General features: G+C 60.6%; 14 protein-coding genes and 1 riboswitch. Of the genes, 4 read left to right on the top strand and 10 right to left on the bottom strand.

Annotated features, from left to right (window positions below):
- Positions 1-31 precede the first annotated feature (31 nt).
- The 9 genes from rlmH to DMP08_RS03795 form a co-directional block, all read right to left on the bottom strand.
- Positions 32-502, bottom strand: a complete 471-nt coding sequence (gene rlmH / locus DMP08_RS03835) for a 23S rRNA (pseudouridine(1915)-N(3))-methyltransferase RlmH (RefSeq protein WP_123191651.1) — start codon at positions 500-502, stop codon at positions 32-34.
- Positions 503-666: 164 nt separating this feature from the next.
- Positions 667-2,235 carry an MFS transporter gene (locus DMP08_RS03830; protein WP_123191650.1) on the bottom strand — a complete coding sequence of 523 codons (1,569 nt, stop codon included), beginning with the start codon at positions 2,233-2,235 and terminating at the stop codon, positions 667-669.
- A 100-nt stretch (positions 2,236-2,335) separates the two neighbouring features.
- Positions 2,336-2,932 (bottom strand): TetR/AcrR family transcriptional regulator, encoded by a 597-nt coding sequence (locus DMP08_RS03825; RefSeq protein ID WP_123191649.1) that lies wholly within the window; start codon positions 2,930-2,932, stop codon positions 2,336-2,338.
- 427 nt (positions 2,933-3,359) lie between these two features.
- Positions 3,360-4,271: a 4Fe-4S binding protein gene (locus DMP08_RS03820; RefSeq protein WP_244596785.1), complete on the bottom strand. Its 912-nt coding sequence runs from the start codon at positions 4,269-4,271 to the stop codon at positions 3,360-3,362.
- A gap of 14 nt (positions 4,272-4,285) precedes the next feature.
- Entirely contained in the window at positions 4,286-5,029 is a 744-nt protein-coding gene (locus DMP08_RS03815) for a 4Fe-4S dicluster domain-containing protein (protein ID WP_123191647.1), read from the bottom strand.
- A gap of 20 nt (positions 5,030-5,049) precedes the next feature.
- On the bottom strand, positions 5,050-5,727 hold the full coding sequence (locus tag DMP08_RS03810; protein ID WP_123191646.1) for a TorD/DmsD family molecular chaperone: 678 nt from the start codon (positions 5,725-5,727) through the stop codon (positions 5,050-5,052).
- Between the two features lie 190 nt (positions 5,728-5,917).
- Positions 5,918-6,793: a dimethyl sulfoxide reductase anchor subunit family protein gene (locus DMP08_RS03805; RefSeq protein ID WP_123191645.1), complete on the bottom strand. Its 876-nt coding sequence runs from the start codon at positions 6,791-6,793 to the stop codon at positions 5,918-5,920.
- A 2-nt stretch (positions 6,794-6,795) separates the two neighbouring features.
- Positions 6,796-7,368 (bottom strand): 4Fe-4S dicluster domain-containing protein, encoded by a 573-nt coding sequence (locus tag DMP08_RS03800; RefSeq protein ID WP_123191644.1) that lies wholly within the window; start codon positions 7,366-7,368, stop codon positions 6,796-6,798.
- 1 nt (position 7,369) lies between these two features.
- Positions 7,370-10,276 (bottom strand): molybdopterin-containing oxidoreductase family protein, encoded by a 2,907-nt coding sequence (locus DMP08_RS03795; protein WP_123191643.1) that lies wholly within the window; start codon positions 10,274-10,276, stop codon positions 7,370-7,372.
- Between the two features lie 742 nt (positions 10,277-11,018).
- Between DMP08_RS03795 and DMP08_RS03790 the strand changes: the two genes are divergently transcribed.
- The 3 genes from DMP08_RS03790 (at position 11,019) to DMP08_RS03780 (ending at position 15,336) form a co-directional block, all read left to right on the top strand.
- Positions 11,019-11,459: a MarR family winged helix-turn-helix transcriptional regulator gene (locus DMP08_RS03790; protein ID WP_123191642.1), complete on the top strand. Its 441-nt coding sequence runs from the start codon at positions 11,019-11,021 to the stop codon at positions 11,457-11,459.
- Between the two features lie 204 nt (positions 11,460-11,663).
- Positions 11,664-13,127 carry a L,D-transpeptidase family protein gene (locus tag DMP08_RS03785; protein WP_123191641.1) on the top strand — a complete coding sequence of 488 codons (1,464 nt, stop codon included), beginning with the start codon at positions 11,664-11,666 and terminating at the stop codon, positions 13,125-13,127.
- Between the two features lie 436 nt (positions 13,128-13,563).
- Positions 13,564-13,688: riboswitch (glycine riboswitch) on the top strand.
- A gap of 130 nt (positions 13,689-13,818) precedes the next feature.
- On the top strand, positions 13,819-15,336 hold the full coding sequence (locus DMP08_RS03780; RefSeq protein WP_280176544.1) for an amino acid carrier protein: 1,518 nt from the start codon (positions 13,819-13,821) through the stop codon (positions 15,334-15,336).
- A 75-nt stretch (positions 15,337-15,411) separates the two neighbouring features.
- On the opposite strand, the gene DMP08_RS03775 is transcribed toward DMP08_RS03780, so the two are convergent.
- Positions 15,412-16,842 carry a helix-turn-helix transcriptional regulator gene (locus tag DMP08_RS03775; RefSeq protein WP_123191639.1) on the bottom strand — a complete coding sequence of 477 codons (1,431 nt, stop codon included), beginning with the start codon at positions 16,840-16,842 and terminating at the stop codon, positions 15,412-15,414.
- A 371-nt stretch (positions 16,843-17,213) separates the two neighbouring features.
- Here DMP08_RS03775 and DMP08_RS03770 point away from each other — a divergent pair, with 371 nt between their 5' ends.
- Positions 17,214-19,034: a flavocytochrome c gene (locus DMP08_RS03770; protein ID WP_123191638.1), complete on the top strand. Its 1,821-nt coding sequence runs from the start codon at positions 17,214-17,216 to the stop codon at positions 19,032-19,034.
- Positions 19,035-19,171 lie beyond the last annotated feature (137 nt).

The raw sequence follows: 19,171 nt of genomic DNA, 5'->3' as shown, positions 1-19,171 counted from the left end.
CTCCCGCATTCGCAGCAGTCGCGCGGGCGCTTCATTTGTGATACGGCTCGCCGCGCGAGATCTTCTGCGCACGGTACAGCTGCTCAAGCAGCACCACGCGCGCCAAGTTGTGCGGCAAGGTGATGGGACCGAACGAAAGCGTCTCGTTCGCCCGTGCGCGAACGGCGTCGCTCACGCCGTCCGAGCCTCCGATGACGAACGCGAAGTCGCTCGTTCCGCTTAGCGCGAGCGAATCAAGGCGCTTCGACAAGCTTTCGCTCGACCGCTCCTTGCCCTCGATAGCCAACAGCAACACATGGGCGCCGGCGGGCAAAGCCGCCACAATGGCCGCGCCCTCTCGATCACGGGCAGCCTCCACGCCTCCCGCTCGAGCAGGGTCGATGTCGGCAACCTCCTTCACGACGGTTTTGGCATACGGTTGCAAACGCTTCAGGTATTCGGCACAGGCATCGGCCCAAAACCGCTCCTTGAGCTTGCCCACCGCCACAATCGTGAACCTCATCGACGCTCCTTTGCTTCCTCGGCCTTCGCGAACCGCGGCACGACGCATGCCCGCGCGCTCCGTCGAACCATGATACCGGATCCCCGTCGGATCGCTTTGGCAACAACCGCGGTCAACGGATCCGACGAATGCCGGATCCGTTGACGCCGCTCGCCTGCAACGTGCTAGTTTGACACGGGGCTGGAATCCGCTTGCTCCGCGTTTTCGACAATGCTCATGCCCTTGGGAATGAGCGTCCATACGACGGCCGCTACCACCAGCGTAACGACTCCGCCGATGATGGCAGTGATGACGATGGATTCGTTGAACGCGGCAACGCCCAGATCGAACAGCTGGTCGATGCCGGTTTCCTTGGCGATCTCCGCGGCAACGGCAAAGGATTGCTTGCAGTAGTCGATGGTTTCGCCATCCAAGCCCATAGCCCTCAGCTTGGCCACGTTCAAGCCCTCGCGGTAGATGATGGACGCCACGCTTCCCAAGATGGCAACGCCCAGCACGTTGCCCATGTCGTACGACACCTCCTGCAAACTGCCCGCGCTCGATGCCTTCTCGGCGGGCGTTTCCTGCATCATGAGCGTCGCGCCAAGCGCCAGCGAGCCCGAGCCAAGGCCAACCAGGCAGGTAGAGGCGATGACGGGCACCAGTTCCAAATCGTCGCGGAAGAACACCAGCATGATCATGCCGAGCGCCGCAATCACCAAGCCGCCCGCAACTACGTTGCGCGGGCCGATCTTCTGCGCGAGCACCGGGGCCAACGTGCAGCCGATCAGGCTGGCAATGGCCATAGGCACCAGCTTGACGCCGGCCTCAAGCGGATTGTCGCCGTTCACCAGCTGGAACCACTGGGCCAGCAAGTACAGCAGCACGGCCATGGCGAAGGTAGAGAACAGCGTAGCCACGACGCCTGCCGAAAACGGCTTGCTGCGAAACAGGGAGAAATCGACAAGGGGGTTTTTCGACTTCACGCAACGCAGCACGAACAGCCCCGTGAAAACCACGCCGATGACGAGCGTAACGATGCCAGCCTGGTCGAACTCAAGCTCGGCTGCCACGTGCTTGATTCCCCACAAAAGCGCCACCATGCCCACCATGAACACGACCGAGCCCACAAGATCGAAACTGCCAGGATTCTTCAGCCTGACTTCGGGAAGAATGAAGACGCCCGCCACGAACGCCACGCCCATCAGCGGCACGTTCATGAGAAACGCCGCGTGCCACGAAAAGCTGTCCAGCAGAAAACCGCCCACCAGCGGGCCGAACGCCATGCCCAGCGCGCTGACGGCCGACCATACCGCGATGGCCGCGGCGCGCTCCTTCGCATCCGTGAAGATGCTGCGGATCATGGCGATGGTAACGGGCATGATGGCCGCGCCTCCTATGCCCAGCAGAGCGCGCAGGGCGATAAGATGCTCAGGCGCGTCCACCAGCAACGCGCCGCCTGAAACGGCGCCGAAGATGAGAAAACCCGCAAGAAGCATGCGCTTTCGACCGAAGCGGTCCGAAAGCGAGCTGGTCGCCACGATAAGACCCGCTAGCACCAGCGAATAGGAATCGGCTATCCACAGCAACTGATCAGAAGTTGGCTTCAGGTCTTTCGTGAGATCGGGAAGCGCGATATTGAGAACGGTGAGGTCGATGGTGACCACGAACTGCCCCAACAAGATGACGGCAAGAGACGCCCATAGCAGGCCTTTCGATATGAAAGGCGGTTTCATGATGACGTTGTTGTCCATACGTGTGCAACCTTTCGCATTCATTATTGTACATTTGTACATTAACAAGATAGCAAAAGGGACTATTTATGTACATTAGTACATTAAAATTTCTTGAGGATTATTTCCCGTCGCCTTCGCCGATCAGGGAAACGATGGCCGCGCGAATGACTTCGGGATTGTGAGGCGTGTCGTAGATGGCCGCCTCGACCACGAGGCCCGTAAGAAAACTCGAGAGCATTTGCAGCCGTTCGGCGTCCATGAAAGGCGCGTAGTCCTGAGCGCATTCCGCAAGCGCACGCCTCCACAACCCTCCCACTTCGGGGTCGCTGATGGCGGCAGCGTAGAACTTGGCGTCGGTATTCACCTGCTGCTTGTCCTCTAAATAAGCGATGGCGAAATCGCACAGCATGTCGGCGCCGGCCTTCCGACCGCTCATCTGCGCGAGCATTTCCTGATTGCGCTGCGCGATCTGTTCGGCAAGCAGCGAAAGTCCGGCACGGAGCAAATCGTCGATGCTTTTGAAATATTGGGTGGTCGAGCCGAGCGGAACGCCCGCCCGTTCGGCAACGCGGCGGTGCGTGAGATGACGCGTGCCTTCCTGGGCGATCAGCTCGGCCGCAGCTTCGACGATCTGGCGCTTGCGGCGTTCGGGGTCGCGCGGCGCACGTTCCTTTTTCTGTCTTGCAGCCTGTTTGGCACAGCCTTCTTCACCCATTGCGCGCTCCCTCAAACCAATGTTCAAATGTACATTAGTCTAGCACGGATGTCCTCCCCAGCAATACCGGCAAAATCGGCAATACGGGGATGCGGCAAAATCCCCCGAAAACCCTCGTTCGTGCTGAAAAATTGCGTTTGCGAATGATCTTTCTTGAGGATAATTAAAACCGCATCGCTTTGACCTGGTATTATATATAATGATCAACTTACTTCTATTAAAATAGGCTCCCAAAATCGTTCGCAAACGCAATTTTTCAGCACGAACGAGGGTTTCCGCTGTTAAGCCAAAATTGACATAGCCCAGATGGGGGGCGTCCCGAGAAAACCGCACCGGCGGGCCGAGAGCGCGCTTCGTCCGCCGGGAGGCCCCTCATTTCGGCTGATCGCGCCCGGCCGTTTGAAAAGATAGCGTACATTAGTACGTGTCAATCCTGGTTTAACAGCGAATGCCCATCTGCGGGTCGATCATCGTCGGGTGACGAAGCCTTCACAGCTAGCTTGACGGACTTCGTAGGGCAGTTCTCCACACAGTCAAGACAAAACGTGCAGTGCTCGAGCGTGCCAGCGTAAGCGCGCGCAACGTCGATGCCCTCGGGGCACACCGTCGAACACGTGCGGCACCCCTCGCGCGAAAGGCACGTTTCGCAGTCGGCAACCGGGCGCACCCCGAACCCCAACTTAGCGCGCAGCTTGCCCATGAGCCCGAACACGAAACCCAGCGGGCATACGGACGAGCACCAACGCTTGAACAAAAACAGCTCGGCCAGCAACATAAGCGGGAATACGATCAGCTCCCAGCCCGGCTGCAACAGCACGAACACGCGATTGAGCGCCCACAGCGTACCGAACACAAGCCCGATCGGGCACAAGAGGCAAAACACCGGGAACCCGACGGCAAACGACACAACCAACAGCACGGCCAGCACAATGCCCTGCGTTTTAAGACCAACCCCCGAAGCCTCCGCACACGACGCGCAGCCTCCGTACGCAGGTGCGATGGCATCGTCGTTCGGCGCGCACGACTCGAGCGCGCGATCGTTCGCCGCCTTCCCGCTGCGGCCCAGAATGCCGCGAGGAGTACGGCCCCCGAACACGTTCTTCAACAGCTGCGAAGGACACAGCCACGAGCAAAACGCCCGGCCGATCAGAAACACGATCGCCAGCACGGCCAGCACGCCGGGCACAAGCCCCCAGGGGATCGAACCCGACGCGGCGGCGATCTGCGCAAAGCCGACCGGGCAAAGCGCGCACAGCGTGCCCGCAGCCGCCACGCCTCCTACATGGGCGAACGCAACGGCAAGCACCAGCACGCCCGATGCCACCGCAATACGAACCATCTTCACGCGCGTCTTCATCGAAGCCCTCCCGCCTCGCGTGTTTTGTCCGGCCCGTCGGGGTGAACGCCCTTCGTGTGCGCGGCAAGCTCCGCACCGCGCGCCACGGCAACGGTTTTACCCGCTTCCAGCGTGGCCGTATCCACCGCGCCCGTCATCCGAGCCGCTTCGCTGGCACGCGAAACCACCACGATGCCCTTGTCCGCAACGCCCGCGTTGTACGCGCGCAACGAAGCCGACGGACACACCTTCTCGCACTTGCCGCAGCCGTCGCAATAATCGGCGTGCACAAGCGGACGGTCGTTTCCGTCCAGCTCGATCGCGCCTTCGACCGGGCATTCGTCAACGCACACCGTGCATCCGGCCCAGTCCCACGCCACGCACGCGTCCTTCACCACCACGGCAACGCCCAAATCCCGCTCGCGCGGACCGCCGAAGGAAAGCGCGCCCGTCGGACACGCTTCCGTGCACTTCATGCAGAAATCGCAGTACCCGTTCTCGAACGCAAGCATCGGCGTGCCGTAGGCCACCAAGCTTTGAGACAGCGGGACCGGGGTCACGATCTCATACGGACATGCCTGCAGACATCGCTGGCAGCGATCGCACGCAGCCACCAGGCCCGAAGGCGACTGCGCGCCAGGCGGGCGCACGAACGCCTCGTCGGCCTGTCGAGTCAAGGTGCCGTATCCTCCCAGCCCCACAAGGCCCGCGCCCACGACGCCAGCCGCCAAGAACCCTCGTCGGGTAATTTGCTCCGTCATCCCTCTCGCCTCCGCGCGCTCTACTCGACAACCTCCGCCACCGCATCAACGTCGCCCTCTAAATACGCCTGCGTAAACGCAGCCAAATCCCCGTAAAACCCGCCGCCGTCAGCCTTCTTCGCATCGACGGCAAACCGGTCTATCCAGTTCAGCAGGTGATCGCGCAAGAACGACAGCTGGGCGGACAGGGCAGCTTCAACCGCAGCGGCGTCATCCGCCCGCAAGGCTTCCACAGCCACGTCGCACAAGCGCGCCATAAACGCCAACTCCACGGCCAGATGGTCTTCGGGCTCCGGGAAGTCGGGGTTTTTCGCAAAGCGCATGGCATGGTACAAAGTCCTCACCTGGGCGTACGCATCCTGCATCATAAGGCCCGACGAGCTGGTGTACACGGATTCGTACGGGAAGGCCTTCTGAGCAGTACGCGGGCCCATGCCGAAAAACACCCGATTGAACGACACGGCAAACCGCTCGAGATCATCCTCACCGCAGTTCGAAAGATCGGACTGCAAAAGAGCGAACCCTTCCGCAAGCGCCTTGTCGTCCGAAAGCAGAGCCGGAGCCGCAGCGAAATCGCTCGCGAATGCAGCATCTAGTTCCTTCTCGTAGCAGCGCGACAGCAAGGCGTACACGCTTCCGCGATTCTCGCAAAACTCGATCAAGTTTTCGGTTAGCTCGCAGGTCAAATTCTCGCTCATGATGCTTCTCCTTCTAGGGCAACCCGGCATGACACCGGGAGATTCGACACCCGTTCGTTGGTCGTCCTTCGTACCGGAACGCGGCATGGGGGGGAGGGGACCTCGATCCGGCACGAGGGACGATCGACAATCCAAGGCGGGGCGCCGGAACGACCCCGAACGGGTCGTTCCGGCCACCTCGGGGGCTTCATCAGTAAATGAACGACTCCACGCTGGTGCCCAGGTCGTACATGATGACGCGCAGCGCTACGGCCCCCACGCCCGAGCAGGCGAAGGCCGCGAACAGCCACCAGGCCAGCTTCTTCGGGTCGGTGGCGCCCGAGCCCTTGTCGCCCTTCGTGGCCTTCATGCAGGCCAAGCCCGTCAAAACCGCCGGAATCACCAAGCCGATCACCACGACCGCGCCCCAGAACAGCAGTGCCAGATCACCCGAGATCAACCGCTCGATCGAACGCGACGGAGCCTGGTAAGGCGCCACGGCAATCCAGATCACGTACGCCAGCGACGTGATGACCATGATGGCCACGCCCGCCAGCGCCAAGCGCAGCGCGAACCCGCCTTCCTGGGCGGCGTTGCCGCGCAGCAGCACCAGCCCGCACATGAGCAGCATGCCCATGCCCAAGCCTGCGCCCAGGTACATGAGGGGCAGCGTGATGCTATCCCATGCGGGACGCGCCGCGATCAGGTACGACATGCCGGCAACCACCGGAAGCGCCAGTCCCAGCACGCCGCCGACCACGCCAAGCGCCTTGCTCGCGCCCGGATAGTCCTTCTTCGCCAGAATCAGGTAAGCGAAGGAAACGATGCCCATGATGGCGACGATGAACAGCTCTTTGGACAAGCCCGAACCCAGGTTGCCCAGCAAATGCGTCGCGCGCTCGGGATGTCCCATGTGCAGCACCGACACGCAGCCGCCAACCGCAAGGCAGACGAACGCGATCAAGGCTCCCAGGAAGCGCACGTCCTTGAACTTGCCCTTGAGCTCGCCCACGCCCAAGAACACGAACGCGCCCGACGTAACGCCCAAACATACGCTGAAGATCAAAAGGGGCCACTGGATCTCCATGCTTACTCACCGCCCTTCCAAGAGAACTTGTCCAAGCCGTAATCCACGCCCGGATGATTCCCTACGTCGGTCAGCTTGTGGGTCTTCTTCGACGCGCGCATCTTCGACGGCGCCGACTCGGGATCGTCCAAGTCACCGAACAAGCGAGCCTGGCCGGGGCAATGCTTGACGCACGCGGGCTTTTCGCCCTTGTCGATAAGGTGCGCGCACATGGTGCACTTCTCGATAACGCCCTTGTCGCGCCCTTCGTCGTACGCGCGCACGCCGTACGGGCACGCCATGACGCAGTACTGGCAGCCGATACACTTGCTGTGGTCCACCAGCACCACGCCGTCTTCGCGCTTGTAGCTTGCGCCGGTAGGGCACACGCTGACGCATTCGGGGTTGTCGCAATGCTGGCAAGACACGGGCAGGTAGTACATCTCCAGGTCAGGATACGCGCCGGACGGGCCCACCGTCAGCACCTTGTTGTAAAACGTTCCCAACCCGACGTTGTTCTCTTGCTTGCACACGACGGCGCAGGAGTGGCAGCCGATGCAGCTGTCCAAGTCGATGTCGATAATATGGCGCGTCATGTTACTTCGCACCCCCCTTCGTCACCTGCGCGACACCGTTTTGCTGGTCGTCGGCAGCCAGCTGGTCGGCAGTCAGCGGCAGGAATATCTTGAGGTCTTCGGAATTCATGCAGATGTTCGCGGGCGCACCGTCTTCAGCCTTGTACACCTTGCACAGGCCGCCGTAGTTGTCCGTGCCCACAGCCGGATCGTAAGGGCCGTTGTTCTCGAACAGCACGTTGCAGTTGCAGTCGTACGCGCCGTGCAGGTCGTCGGTGGCTTCGCGCTCAGGGAACCACCAGTCGTGCTCGACGTGGATAGTCCCGGGCTTGATGGCCTCGGTCAGGTTCGCGCGCTGCTTGATCTTGTCTACGTACGTTTCGATGTATACCCAATCGTCCTGCTCAATGCCGTGCTCGGCGGCCGTCGCGGGGTTAATGTCCATCGTCGGGAACATATGAACCTCGCGCAACCACGGGCTGTTGCGATACTCGGTATGGAAGAACGCATGGCTGCGCCCGCCGGTGATCAGGGTGTAGGGGTACTCGTCCAGCAAGTCGGGTCGAGCCAGCGGCGTGATAGGCGGCTCGATGTACAGCGGCAGCGGGCCGTTGCCGTACAGCAGCAGGTCCTCCGACCACATTTCCATCTTGCCGTTGTCGGACTGCGGATGCGGCGGAATGACCTTGCCGTCCGGCGTCTTCGTGCCGGGGAAGCGGTACACCGACCCCATCTTGTTGCCGCGGTACATGGTGTTGAAGCCGGGGCGGAAGTCGCTCGTCTTGCGCATGAAGCCCGTCGCGTACTTCGGCGCGCCCTTCACATCGGTCATCTGAACGCCAGTCACGCTGATGCGCTCGCGGAAGTCCTCGAAGCTCGAGCAGCTCAACTGCGGGGGCAACGTCTCGGGGCCCTTCACCATGTAATCGAAGAACTCGTACTTGTCCTTCCAGTACATGTCCACGTCCATGTACTTGGCGAACTCGAAGCAAATGTCCATGTCGTCCTTGCATTCGCCCAGCGGCTTATGAAACGGCTGGCGAATAAGGTACGTGTGGCTCGTAGGGTACCCGTGGCCGGAGTGCGCCCACTCCACGCGGTCGACCTCGTTGGGATGCGCAGCCGGCAAGATGATATCGGCCAACTCGCCCGACGGCGTCATGTAGATGTCCACGTTCACGAAGAAGTCCAGGTTCTTGAAGCCCTCGACAATTTCATGGCCGCCTTCAATAGAAAGGATGGGCTCGGACGTCTGCTGCCAATATCCATGGATCTGGAACGGATCGCCCTTGGCCATGGCCTTCGTGGTAGCCGCGCCGAAACCGCCCTGCTGGCCGTAAATGACCTGGCCGCCGGAGTTCTGCGTGGTCTCTTTCAGCTCGCCCGTGGCGTCGTCGGCCACAAGAATCTGCTGGTAGCCGGTGTTCTGGCACACAGACAGCTTCTTGATGTTCCTCGCCGTTTCCAGACGACGCTTGCCCATGCGGCCTTCCTTGTTGGGAACCACGTCGAACATGAACGAGTCGTAACCGGTGGCGGGTTCGCGGCCGATGTTCTGGCCGCCCTTCGTGTCGAAGTTGCCGGCCAGCGCCATCATGATGGTGAACGCCTGCGAGATGCCCGACGTGTTGATGGAGAATTCCACCTTCTGGCCGCGGCAGAAACATGCCGCAGGGCTGGCGTCGATGTAGATCTTGATGGCTTCCCGAATCTTGTCTTCGGGCAGTTCGCAGAACTCGGCGGCGCGCTCGACGGTCCACGGCGTGACATGCTCCACCAGGATGTCCCAGCTGGTGCGGTAGGTCTTCCCGTTGATCTCGCGGCTGCCGGAAAGAGCCGGCTTCGCATCGGGCACGATGTTGCCTTCGGCATCCAGCCACTGGAACGCCTTCGGACCGCCCAGGTTCTGCTTGTTCTGCCAGTCGCCGCTCCAGAAGATCAGCTGGTCGTGCGCCTCGTCCCACGCGGGATACAGCTCGTCGGAGCCGCCTTCCTTGATCATCGATTCGCGCAGCTGGTAGCCCGTGCCCGCCTCGTCGATGAAAAACGGAGCATTGGTGTACGTACGCGCGAAATCAGTGGCGCACTTGTCCGAGTGAATGATCTCGTTGATGAACGCCAACACGAGGGCCATGTCGGACCCGGGGCGGATGGGCAGCCACAGGTCGGCCTTGCTGGCCGTGCACGTGTAGCGCGGATCCACGCAAACGACCTTCGCGCCGCGCTCCTGCGCGCGCTTGACGGTCAGCCAGTCGTAATACCCGCGGCTGCGTTCCTGGCGGCACCAGATAAGGATGCACTTGGTGTTGTTGCCGTCCCAACCGGTGTACTGCGTCTCGTCGCCGTACAAACGCTGGCTGGTGAAGTACGACCCCACCCAGCACAGGTTGCCTACGCCGAACGTGGCCGTGGAGCCCAGTTCAAGCCACAGTTTGTTAATAGCCTGGAACTGCAGCATGTCGCGGCCGGTGCCGTACTGGTGGGCGATGGTGTGCCACCCGTATTCCTCGCCGATCTTGGTGAACCGGTCGGCTGCTTCCTGGTACGCCTCTTCCCAGGTGATGCGCTTCCACTGGCCGGAGCCCTTCTCGCCCACGCGCTTCTGCGGGTAGCGCACGCGCAGCGGGTTGTACAGCTCTTGCGGAATCGCGAAAGCGCGCGAGCACAGCGTACCCTCGCTGAACAGGTCGGGGTTGCCTTCGATCTTCACAACACGACCGTCTTTGACGTGCCCGAACAGCGCGCAACGGCCATAGCACTGACGGCAGGCGCTGGGGATCTTCTTCACGTCGTCGGATCGCGCCGCGTCCGACGCGCTTTGCGCGCTGTCCGCGAGGGCGGTGCCGCTTTGCGACCCAAGCAAAAGCGTGGATGCAGTGGCGACTGCCGAAGCTTTCACGAAGCCGCGGCGGCTCATTTTTAATGCCATTCCTCCTCCTTTTCCCGTTTCTCCCTGTTTCGATGAGGCTCCGAGAAGCATCAGGTCATAAAGGAAGCTTTGCGCGACTGTCTCGAAAACCCTCAAGACGGCGCTTCGCGCTCAGGCGAATACCCCAACCCTCTTTGCCGGTTCCCATCCGCGCGCAGCCCCCGCAACCGCTGCCGCACGATTCCCTTCGGCAGCCCCTCGGTCCTCACCATTTACTTGCATACCTAATTATATTAGGTGATATTATTAGTGCAACAATTTATGTGCTTCTTTTTTGAGGATAATGTTTCACCTGGAACAGCCGAGCTGGCGACAATGCCCCCGCCCCCGGTAATACCGGTAAAATCGGCAATATGGGGATGCGGCAAAATCGCCGAAATCGGCAAAATCGTCCGGAAACCTTGGTTCGTGCTGAAAAATTGCGTTTGCGAATGATCTTTTTTGAGAATAATTAAAACCGCATCGCTTTGACCTGGCCTTATATATAATAATCAACTTACTTTTATTAAAATAGGCTCCCAAAATCGTTCGCAAACGCAATTTTTCAGCACGAACGAGGGTTTCCGGGCAAATTCCGCATCGCGAGCGGGCATGGCGACATTCGTCCAGCGCGCCGCGCCCGCTCGCGTACATTACAACCTAAAGCGCGCGTTGTCCTTGACGGACGCGCGGCGCTATGGTTTCGTATATCATGACCTCGCAAGACAAGCCTCTGTCGCCTTTCGCTCAAAGAAGGATCCCCATGGCAAACGAGCACAATCAACTCATCGGCTTCAAAGTGTACGACGCCCAACGCTCCATCTATAAGTCTTTGGAAACGGCACTCGCTCCACTTGGTATCACGCCCGGACAGTTCAACCTGCTCAACCAACTCGACCGAGCCGGAGAGCTTTCCCAGAAAGCGCTCGCCGAGCGAACCCGCAAAGAGCAGGCGACCATCACGCGCTACCTCGACCTGCTTGAGCGCAAGGGTCTTGTTGTTCGCACGCGCGACAAAAACGACCGGCGCGCTCATGCAGTCAGCATCACCGACGAAGCGCGCTCGCTGCTGAAAGCAGCCGAACCAGTCACGTTCGACCGAGCAAAGCGCCTGGTCGAAGGCGTTGATCAAGAAGATCTTGACACCTTCGTTGCCGTATTGGCCAAGCTCAAGGAAAACGCCGAATCCGTTTCTGGCAAGTAGCGGCAACCCATGAGACGAAGGGACGGGGTCAATGACTCATTTTCTGGCCTGCGGCCGAAAATGAGTCATTGACCCCGTCCCTTCGTCTCATGTCCCGTTGCTTCGGGTTGCCGATTGTCGGTTTTTCGCGGGTTCGATTGCACCGGCTGGACCCTATTCCTATACTGGACCATATTTTCAACCCACCTTTTCAAGGACGCGCACATGAACCAGTATCAAAACGCCCCGCGCGGCTTTCACGTTGAACACCGCCGCGCCAACCCCCTTAAAGTCATCGGCATCATGCTGGCCTGCGCCTTGGCCCTGCTGCTAGTGGTATACGTCAGCGTTGCCTTGTATTTTTCCGGACGCTTCATGCCGAACACAACGGCAGGAGGCATGAGCCTGTCTCTTATGTCCTCGTCAGAAGCCGAGCAATCCCTAAAAAACAAGCTGGACGACTATGCGCTTTCTGTCAGCGGACAAGGCCTCGACCTCAAGTTGACCGCCTCCGAAGCCGGTCTGGCGATCAATACGTCGGCGGTCATCAACGACATGCTCTCGGACGTGAATCCCTGGCTCTGGCCGTTTCAGATTGGAGCGCCGCACGACGAGTCCGCCAAACTGGTAGCAGGGTCCAGCGGCACCGCCCTTGAAGATGCCGTGAAAGCCGCCGTCGAACAGGTCAACGCAAACGCCACGCCGCCGAAAAACGCGACGCTTGTGTTCAACAAGGCAACGAAGACCTTCACTATTGAACCGGAATCGGTGGGTACGGCCCTCGATGCAGATGCCGTGGTCAAAGTGGCGGAAGATGCTCTTTCCGCGCTCAATCGCCGCGCCGCCATCACGGCGGACCAGTTGCAGCAGCCAACCATCCTGAAAACAGACGAGCGCCTGAAATCGGCCATCGAAACCGCCAACGTAATGATCGCCGCGAACATCCCTCTAACCATGGACGACTACCCCCTTGCAACGGTCGACGCCGACCTAATTGCTCAGTGGATCACCGTGGATGACGAAGCTCAGGCTACACTAGACGAAGCCGCACTTGGCAGCTGGGTTGATCAGCTGGTTCAGGCAAACAACACCGTCGGCAGCGCGCGCACGTACACGCGAGCAGACGGCAAGCAGATCACCGTGAAGGGCGGCGTGTACGGTTGGGAGATCGACCGCGATGCGCTGCTGGCCGCCGTGAAAGAAGGCGTGGGCGCGGGCAGCACGCAGGCGATCGCCGTCCCCACGGTCACGCACGGAGAAACATTCAAGGATCCTGGCGTGCAGGACTGGGGCAAACGATACTTGGACATCGACCTGTCCGAGCAGCACGCGCGCTTCTATGACGAATCCGGTGCGCTGGTTTGGGAATCCGACGTGATCACGGGCATCCCCGACGGCAGGCACGACACCCCCGACGGCGTGTATTGGATGAACCGCAAAGAAAGCCCCTCGACCCTGAAGGGCTATGACGGCGACACGCAAATATACGAAACCCCTGTGGAATACTGGATGCCGTTCGTAGGCGGAGCCATCGGCTTGCACGACGCCCCCTGGCAAACCTCAGGCTTCGGCGGCACGAAATACGCCGACGGCCTGGGCAGTCACGGATGCGTCAACCTACCGCCCGACAAGGCAGGAGAGCTGTACGGCATTGTCAAAGGCGGCGACGCCGTGGTTTGCCACTGGTAAAATCCAAAGCCGCCCGCCACGCACCCAACCGGCGGGCGGCGAGCTGTTTGCGCCCCTCAGCTCGGCAGCAGCGCGCAGTCCCAAAGCCTGCCCTCGACACGCGGCGCGATCGCGTTCTGTCAAAACAAGCGAGTTTTGCGGCGATTTTCCGCTCTCGAAGGAACCTTCCCCCAAGTACGTTTTGCATTGCGCCAGCTCAGAAGGCTGTCAGTGCTTTTTATCCTGGTTTGAGGACCAGCAAAACTCGTCCGTTTTGACAGGGTGGCCCAAAGGCATTCCAAGAACGCCCAAAAGGCTCGGGCTAGCCGCGCGGCACAAAATTTCAGGTCGCGAGCCTTTCTTTTCGTTCACAACCAAACTGTTACCTGCTACAATGTGCCCACAATTTCATAGCGTACCCCGTTGATACGTCCTGAATCTCACGAGACAGGGCGCGGAAGGGGCCTCTGGAGAATCCCGGTTATCGGGTGCCGAAGGGGCAAGACGGATGCAGAGCGCGCATGGACACGAACCGAGCGCCGCGCCGTTGAAACTCTCAGGCAAAAGGACAGAGCTAAGCTACGAGTTCGTCGCGTTAGGCGGCGCTCGCTTTCCTTGGTTTCCCCTTGCATATCCTCCTGTTCGGCCTCGCTCCGTATCGTTGCGAGGTTACAGAAGTTGCACGTATGTACATGCATAAAGGAGGAAACTGGTGGAAGGGTTTTTCAGCACGATCAACGATATGTTGGTCGCAATCGATGACTTCATATGGGGCGTTCCCCTCATGGTGCTCATCCTGTTCGGCGGCATTCTGCTGACGGTGCGCCTGCGTGGCGTGCAGTTCAGCCAGCTGCCGCGCGCATTGCGCTACATGGTGAAGAACGAGAAGGACGGCGCCGGCGAAGTGACCAGCTTCGGCGCGCTCTGCACCGCGCTTTCGGCCACCATCGGCACGGGCAACATCGTGGGCGTGGCGACGGCCATCGTGGCCGGCGGCCCGGGAGCCATGTTCTGGATGTGGCTCGCGGCGTTGTTCGGCATGGCGACGAAGTACTCGGAGGGCCTGCTTGCCGTCAAGTACCGCAGCGTCGACAAGAAGACGGGGCACGTGCTGGGCGGCCCGTTCTACTACATCGAGCGCGGCATGGGTCGGAACTGGCGCTGGCTCGCTAAGATGTTCGCCTTCTTCGGCATGTGCGTGGGCTTGTTCGGCATTGGTACGTTCACGCAGGTGAACTCCATCTCCACGGCCATTACCGGCTTCTTCGATCCCGAAAAAGCCGCCACGGTCAGCATCCTGGGCATGGATTACTCCATCTTCACCGTCATCGGCTCCCTTGTGCTGGCCGTACTGGTGGGCCTGGTGGTCATCGGCGGCCTCAAGCGCATCGCCAAGGTTTCCGAACGCGTCATCCCCGCCATGGTGGTGCTGTACGTCGGGTTCTCGCTGCTGCTGATCTTCACGAACCTCGACAAAGTACCCGGCGCGTTCGTCACTATTTTCGAAAGCGCCTTCGGTCTGCAGGCTGCTGCCGGCGGTGCGCTGGGCGCTATCATCATCGCCATGCAGAAGGGCATCGCGCGCGGCATCTTCTCGAACGAGGCGGGTCTTGGTTCCGCCCCCATCGCCGCCGCTGCCGCGCAAACGAAAGAGCCTGTTCGCCAGGGCCTCGTGTCCATGACGGGTACGTTCCTGGACACCATCGTAGTGTGCTCCATGACGGGCCTTGCGCTGGTCATGACGGGCGCGTATCAAATCCCCGGCCTTGAAGGCGCTGCCGTGACCACGGCGGCATTCCAGGCGGGCTTGCCGTTCATTCCCGGCGAGATCGTTTCGTTCGTGCTGATGGCGTGCCTGGTGCTGTTCGGCTTCACCACCATCCTGGGATGGGACTACTACGGCGAGCGTTGCCTGGAGTACTTCAGCAACGGCAACATGAAAGCCGTGAAGGCGTACCGCTGGCTGTACATCTTCTGCGTGTTCATCGGCCCCTACATGACGGTGGCCGCCGTATGGACCATCGCCGACATCTTCAACGGCTTGATGGCTCTGCCGAACATGATCGCCCTCATCGCGCTGTCCGGCGTGGTGGCGAAGGAAACGAAGGATTACTTCGCGCGGCTGAAAGCCGCAGGCGACGAAGACGGCATGGAGCCGCATCTGACCGGCGACAACTGGGACATCCCGCCCCTGGACGCTCTGACCGATCGCCTGGGCGCGAAGAACTAGCTCGCTAGAATTTTCCGTACTGCATGTAAAAGACCCGCTCGAGCGGGTCTTTTACATGCAAGGCGCCCCGCGGCGCTAGCGCCTTGCCGGCTTTTCGGGACTGTCAAGCAAACCGAACAATTCAGCTTTACTGTGAATGCCCAGCTTCCGGTAAATATGGTTGACATGAGCTTTCACCGTACCCTGGGACACGTACAGCGCTTCTTCGATCTCCGCGACGGTGGCGCGCTGGGCCAACAGCTGCAGCACCTCTTCTTCGCGAGGACTCAAGCTGTACACGCGAGAAAGGTCCGACACGCGCATAGCCGTGCGACCTTCGGCGGGTCCGCTTTCCATCTGGTCGTCGTTCAGGGCGACGCCCCATTTCGCCGAAAGCCCCCGCTCGGTGAAGAAGATCACCAAAAACGCGACCACAACGGCCACCACGATCCCGTTGTACACCATGCTCGTGTCGGTGCTGCCCAGATACGCCGAAGCGCCCGCAAACGTCAGCCACCCCAAAAGCTCAACAAGGTAGCGAATGCCGCGCTCGATGCCGTTGATCCACACCGCATTCACGCCAAAACGGTACGTGATGTTGCTCATGACGATCATGATGTACATGGACAGCATTGTGTACCCGGCATCGTAACACAGCGCCATAATTTGAGCGCTCCCGGCAAACGAGGGCATAACAAACAAAAACCCTACAATGAACAGCGGAAACGCCAATTGATAAATGGTGTCGAAGTTGAACCAGCGCGAAGCGGACAGCACGCCGAAGAACACAAGCCCCGTCACGAATAGCGCGCCCACGACATTGCCGGGAACCAGCGGCTGCATGGGCAGCGCGCCGAAAGCCGCTGCGAACGTGCAGGTGGCCATAAGGAAGATAGGCTTCCAAGGTATAGTTTTCACATCGCCTTCACGCACGGCGCGCGGAAGATCGCGATCGGGCAGCCTCCGCATGCTCGAACGGACGCACGCCAGGCAAATCGGCGGCAAGACCACGGCAAAAAACGCCAGGTACGGAACGGACATCCCCAGAAACAGCCACTTCACCACCTCCCCTACGAAAATGGCGATAGCGTGGTACAACGCCACGCGAAGCGGATTGAGCGACCCGTAGAATTCCGCCCACATAAGAATCAGGGATCCCAAACCGCCACCGGCAAGCAGCAATCCGACCACCTTCAAAGGCTCGAACGGCACGAAGAAGCAGGCGATCACGACAAGAGCCGACCCGCCCGTCATGCTGGCGCCCGTTGCGATCACGGCAGGCCTGTTCGCCCAGAGGGGCGCCACGCGCCGAGCAGCGAAAGCAAGCGCCAACGACACCACGCCAATAGCTGCTTCGAACAAAAAGTAGTCGAACACGGTAATGGTGGGAAACGCCTCGTAACGGAAAAGCGTCGCAATCCACGCGCGGTACAGGCCAACCCCGAAGAACACGAACGGGATGATCGCCACGCGCCCGAATATGGCTTTCCACCGCTGGGCGAACCCCTGCTTCTCAACGCTTTCCACGGTTTCCTCCCCAAACAAGTGGAACGTCGGTGTAATGCAACACCAACCGGTGAAACGTCCAGGAGCTTCGGCACCCCTGCGCCCGGGCACCGAGGCGATGCAGCTCCAACTCCCTAGCCGCGGTTCATCATAGCCAAAAGAGCCTGATGGCGAAAGAGGGTTATAGCAAGGGTTACGTATTTAACCTACGCGGACAATTGCACGGCGCGGCGCATCGCGGCATTTTGGAGAGGCATTGCGGGACAGCTGCGAACGTCCGCCAAGCTGAGGCGAGCGCGTGCGGCCAACACTCGGCAGCATCCGACGAACCCGCATGCAAAAGGAGCAGCCCGCGAAGCAGCGGGACGGGATTTGTAGGGAGGACTATACACATGGAACGATTCTCGCGTAGGCAGTTCATTGCAGGCGGCGCCGTAGCGGCGCTCGGCGGCACCCTGGCACTCGCCGGGTGCGCGCCCAGCGGCACAGCAGGCTCCAAGAATGCATCGGGCGGCGACAGCGCAACCAGCACGGCAATCGGGTCGGGCATGGGCAAGCATGGCGAGTTCAACGTAGAGGTGTCGGTAACCGACGGAACCATCGACCGCATCACCGTGCTCGACTCACGCGAAACGCCGGGCATGGGCGACGTCGCCATGCAGAAGCTCACCAAGCTGATCATCGACAATCAAACGCTCAACGTTGACGCCGTGTCAGGAGCCACGCTGTCCAGCATGGCGTTCACCGGCGCTGTGGCAAGCGCCCTGGACGACCTGGGGCAGAAGTCGAGCGAATGGCAGAAACGAGACAAGGCCGAATACGCGAACGAGACGACGCTTCCCGAATCCACCGACGTGGTGGTCATCGGAGCAGGCGGCGCAGGATTCGCAGCGGCTATTTCCGCAGCGAACGCCGGCAAGAAGGTCGTTTTGATGGAAAAGATGGGCGTGCTGGGCGGCGACACCGCGCTTTCAGGCGGCGAAATGGCTGTTCCGGGCAACTGGATCCAAGTGAAGGAAGGCATCGTCGACAGCCCCGAAGCCCTGGCGAAGGACATGCTTGAAGGCGGCGACAACGCAGGCGATCCGGCGTTGGTGCAGGTGATCGCTGACGGCGCGCTGGAAAGCTCGCAATGGCTCACCTTCGAAGGCGGCGTGTCGTGGAAGCACGACCTCATGCAGTTCGGCGGGCACAACACGAAGCGCTCCATCATCCCCATCACGCACTCGGGGTCCGAGATGACTACCAAGCTGACCAAGCGCGTGAACGAGATCGACGACATTACGCTGGTCGACTGCACGCGTGCCGTTGAACTGGTAAAAGACGGCAACGCTATCAGCGGCGTCAAGGTGCAGAACACCGTGACCGGCGAAGAGAACACGATCGCCTGCAAAGCCGTGGTCATGGCAAGCGGCGGGTTCGGCTCTAACGTCGATATGCGCGTGAAGTACAACCCGGCCATGGATGACAAGATCCTCTCCACCGACTCCGTAGGCGTAACGGGCGACGGCATCACCATGGGCGAGGCAGCCGGAGCAAACCTGATCGACATGGAGTACATCCAGACGTATCCCGTATGCGATCCCTCAACCGGCGCGCTGCTGTACGTCGGCGACGTGCGTCTGGAATACCAGGCGATCATGGTGAACAAGGAAGGCGATCGCTTCGTGGAAGAACTCGATCGCCGCGACGTCATTTCCAACGCCATCACGAAGCAAAGCGACGGCAAGGGCTACCTGCTGTTCAACCAGAAGGGCGCCGACGAAACGGGGCTGCTGGTCACGCACGCAGACGAGTACGAGAACATCCTGGCTCGCAACGTCATCGCAAAGGGAGACACGCTCGACGACGTGTGCAGCCAGATGGGCGTTGACGCTGCCGAACTGCAGAAGACCATCGACACCTGGAACCAGTACTGCAAGGATGGCAAGGATCCCGAATTCAACTACCGCGGCAAGATGAACCCCATCGAAGAGGGGCCGTACTACCTGATGGCCTGCAAGCCCGCGGTCCATTACACGATGGGCGGCTTGCACATCAACACCGACGCGCAAGTGCTCGACCAAACGGGCGCGCCCATTCCGGGCTTCTATGCAGCAGGCGAGGTGGCGGGTCACAAAATGGGCACGAACCGCCTGGGTTCCTGTTCGATGACCGACATCTACACGTTCGGACGCATTGCCGGAGCGAACGCAGCAGCCCACTCGGCCTAGTACCGTCGGGTCCATCCGGCTTGGCTGCAGTTCTCCCGCAGCAGCCAAGCATTATTCCCTCCCTTGGTTCGGGCCCGCAGCACGCGGGCCCGAACTGGTACAATGAGCGGCATACCGCAGATATCCGCGCTCGAAAC

It is taken from the genome of Paraeggerthella hongkongensis (genome assembly GCF_003726035.1).
Taxonomy (GTDB): domain Bacteria; phylum Actinomycetota; class Coriobacteriia; order Coriobacteriales; family Eggerthellaceae; genus Paraeggerthella; species Paraeggerthella hongkongensis.
This window is presented reverse-complemented; position numbering and strand designations above follow the sequence as displayed.